This window comes from Aetokthonos hydrillicola CCALA 1050, from assembly GCF_017591665.1.
GTDB lineage: Bacteria > Cyanobacteriota > Cyanobacteriia > Cyanobacteriales > Nostocaceae > Aetokthonos > Aetokthonos hydrillicola.
This window is the reverse complement of record NZ_JAAKGC010000269.1, coordinates 1-2,830: the sequence shown is the minus strand read 5'-3', so window position 1 is coordinate 2,830 and position 2,830 is coordinate 1. Positions and strand designations below refer to the sequence as shown.

Genomic DNA, 2,830 nt, shown 5'->3' with positions numbered 1-2,830 from the left:
GGCGAAGCCTGGGCCCACAAGCGCCTCGCCAACTTCATCGACAAGCGTCTGACGAACTACAAAGCCGACCGCGACACCCCGAGCGTCGACGCCACCAGCATGCTCTCGCCGCACCTCGCCGCCGGCGCGGTGGGGAGAAGAGGTTTACCGCGGAGAACGCGGAGTTCGCGGAGAAATGCAGAGAGAGAGAGAGAGAGAGAGAGAGGGTGAATGTGCGGTAAGGCTATTCGATGCCGAACTTGTGCTTGAGGCGTTTGCCGTCTTTGGTGATCTGGGTGATCTCTGGCTTGGAGATGCGGTCCACGTTCTTCATCATCATGCTCATGCGCTGGTTCTTCGCGAAACGGTCCCTGTGGCGGATCATGAAATCCCAGTAGAGGGTGTTGAAGGGGCAGGCCGTTTCGCCGGTGCGCTGCTTGGGGTCGTAGCGGCAGCCCTTGCAGTAGTTGGACATCTTGCCGATGTAGTTGGCGCTGGCGGCGTAGGGCTTGGTGCCGACGACGCCGCCGTCGGCGTGCTGGCTCATGCCCAACGTGTTGGGGAGCGTGACCCAGTCGACGGCGTCGACGTACATGCCGAGGTACCAGTCGCTGACCTTCTTCGGATGAACGCCAGCGATGAGGGCGAAGTTGCCGGTGACCATGAGGCGCTGGATGTGGTGGCCGTAGCCGTGGTCGAGGACCTGGCCGATGCACTCGCGCATGCAGTTCATGTCGGTGTCGGCGGTCCAGTAGAACTCAGGGAGGTTGCCCGTGTGGTTGAGGGCGTTACGGGATTCGTAGTCGGGGCCTTCGCGTTCGTAGACGCCGCGGATGAACTCGCGCCAGCCGATGATCTGGCGGACGAAGCCCTCCACGGATTGGAGCGGGGCCTTGCCGGCCTTCGCGGCGGCCAGCACGTCGTGCAGCATGTCGCGCGCGTCGATGAGTTTGAGGTTCATCGCCGGGGAGATCTGGGCGTGGTAGAGCCAGGGCTGGCCGGACCACATGGCGTCTTCGTAGGGGCCGAAGTTGTGGAGACGGATCCGGAGGAAGTCCTTCCATGCGGCGCTGGCGTCGGCCTCGGTCGCCGGCCAGTCGAACGTGTCGAGGCGTCCGGGCAGGTTCGGAAGTTCGCGCTCGACGGTCTTCATCACCTCGCGGGTGATCGCGTCGGGCGGGAAGCGGAGCGGCTGGGGGACGAGGGGGTCTTGCTTGAAGGCGAGACGGTTTTCGGCGTCGTAGTTCCACTCGCCGCCGAGGGGCTTGCCGTCGGGCTCCATGAGGGCGTTCAGCCGTTTTCGCTGCTCGCGGTAGAAGTACTCCATCGTGAGGGCCTGGCGCCCCTGAGCCCAGGCGTGGAACTGGTCTCGGGTGGTGAAGAAACTGGTGTCCTCGTGCATCTCGATGGGGACGCCGGAGGTTCTCGACCACTTCTCGATCGCGGTGCGGAGGCGGTGTTCGCCGGGGCGGGTGAGGACGATGTGGGACGGGCGGAGGGCGGAGGCGGCACGGCCGAGTTCACCGACGATGGTGTGCGTGTTGGCGGGGGCGTCGAGGGTGATGTAGCGGAGCGTGTGCCCGACTTTGGTGAGGGTTCGGGCGAAGTGGCGCATGGCGCTGAGGAAGAGCACCGTGCGCTGCTTGTGGCTGGGGACGTGAGTGGATTCACCCTTGACTTCGGCCATGAGGACCGTGTCGGTGCCCTTCGCGATGGCGCTCACGGCGGGGAGGGCCGTGGAGAGTTGGTCGCCGAGGATCAGGAGCAGGGCGGGCATTGCGGGGTGCTGAATGGCGTCGCTGGCAGGCGGAATGGTTCAGTTGGGATCGAACGCTGAGCGGGCGGCGTGTGGTTTCATGAGATCACTCAACCGGGTGCCGAGGCCGCGTCGACGCGCTTGATCGGCACCTGCACTTCCCCCCACTTGCGGTTCTCCCACTGTTCCGGGCCGTTGTAGAACATGGCGCGGGGGTCGCCGGCGGCCTCCCATTCCGGGTTTCGGGCGAGCCAGGCTTGGAGTTTCGAGAGGTTCAGTTTGACGACTTCGAGTCGGTACGGGCCTTGGAAGCCGATGGCCGCGACGGTCATCGGGGGCAGGTCGTTGATGCGGACGGTGTGTCGCTTCGAGGACTTGTCCTCGCCCAAGGGGCCGAGGTCGGGCGTGCGGTAGAGGAACGACATGGTCCACGCGTCGGGCTGCGCACCCGCATCGGCGGTGAGGCCCTTGTAGTCCATCTCGACAGGCGAGGTCATGGCGATGTCGCGGCGCTGGATGTGCTGGAACAGCGGCCAGAAGGCGGAGTTCATCCCCGCGTTGACGCCGGGTTTGGTGGTGGTGACTTCTGCGCGGCGGACGAGCGGGTAGTTCTTGACCTCGATCACACCGGGGGCGGTGGGATCGGGGTAGCCCTCGGGGAGCGGCGTCGTGATCTTCGCGGTACCCCAGCGGTAGCCGCTGGCGGTGCGCTCGACGGGGGGGATCGTCGGTTTCGCCGGGTTTGCTGGCGCGGGTGCCGGTGCAGCGTTGCTCTGGACCTCTGCTGGTTGAGCCGGGGTTGGCGGTGCGACGGCGGCAGGAGAATGGGTGGCAGGCTCGCTGCAAGCCGGGAGTATGAAGGCGGCGCCGGCGGTGAGCGTGCCGAGGAGAGCACGGCGGATGTTTGCGATGGGTTTCATGGTTGGTACCTCCGGGGTCTGATTACCTGACGGGGCAAGCGATGGCGGCGTAGTCGGGGCGGTCGGCCTGGGGCTTGTGCTTGTAGCCGCCAACGACCCTGCCGTGGGGGGCGATGAAGACTCCGGGGATCTGGGAGACGTCGCCGGTGGGGCGGCCGGGGTTTCGGGCGCTGGG

2 protein-coding genes and 1 pseudogene are annotated in these 2,830 nt (G+C 66.0%); 1 reads left to right on the top strand and 2 read right to left on the bottom strand.

The features are described from left to right. Nucleotides 1-210: pseudogene (locus G4P69_RS36790) on the top strand (hypothetical protein); the annotation flags it as partial. Nucleotides 211-223: 13 nt separating this feature from the next. On the opposite strand, the gene G4P69_RS36785 reads toward G4P69_RS36790, so the two are convergent. Together G4P69_RS36785 and G4P69_RS36780 are read right to left on the bottom strand one after the other, a co-directional pair. Beyond that, nucleotides 224-1,756: a cryptochrome/photolyase family protein gene (locus G4P69_RS36785; RefSeq protein WP_208354770.1), complete on the bottom strand. Its 1,533-nt coding sequence runs from the start codon at nt 1,754-1,756 to the stop codon at nt 224-226. An 89-nt stretch (nt 1,757-1,845) separates the two neighbouring features. Then, entirely contained in the window at nt 1,846-2,655 is an 810-nt protein-coding gene (locus G4P69_RS36780; RefSeq protein WP_208354769.1) for a heme-binding protein, read from the bottom strand. Nucleotides 2,656-2,830: the final 175 nt, after the last annotated feature.

Coding starts and splice junctions, on each gene's coding strand:
- G4P69_RS36785 (WP_208354770.1), bottom strand. CDS start 1,756: ATGCCCGCCCTGCTCCTGATCCTCGGCGACCAACTCTCCACGGCCCTC.
- G4P69_RS36780 (WP_208354769.1), bottom strand. CDS start 2,655: ATGAAACCCATCGCAAACATCCGCCGTGCTCTCCTCGGCACGCTCACC.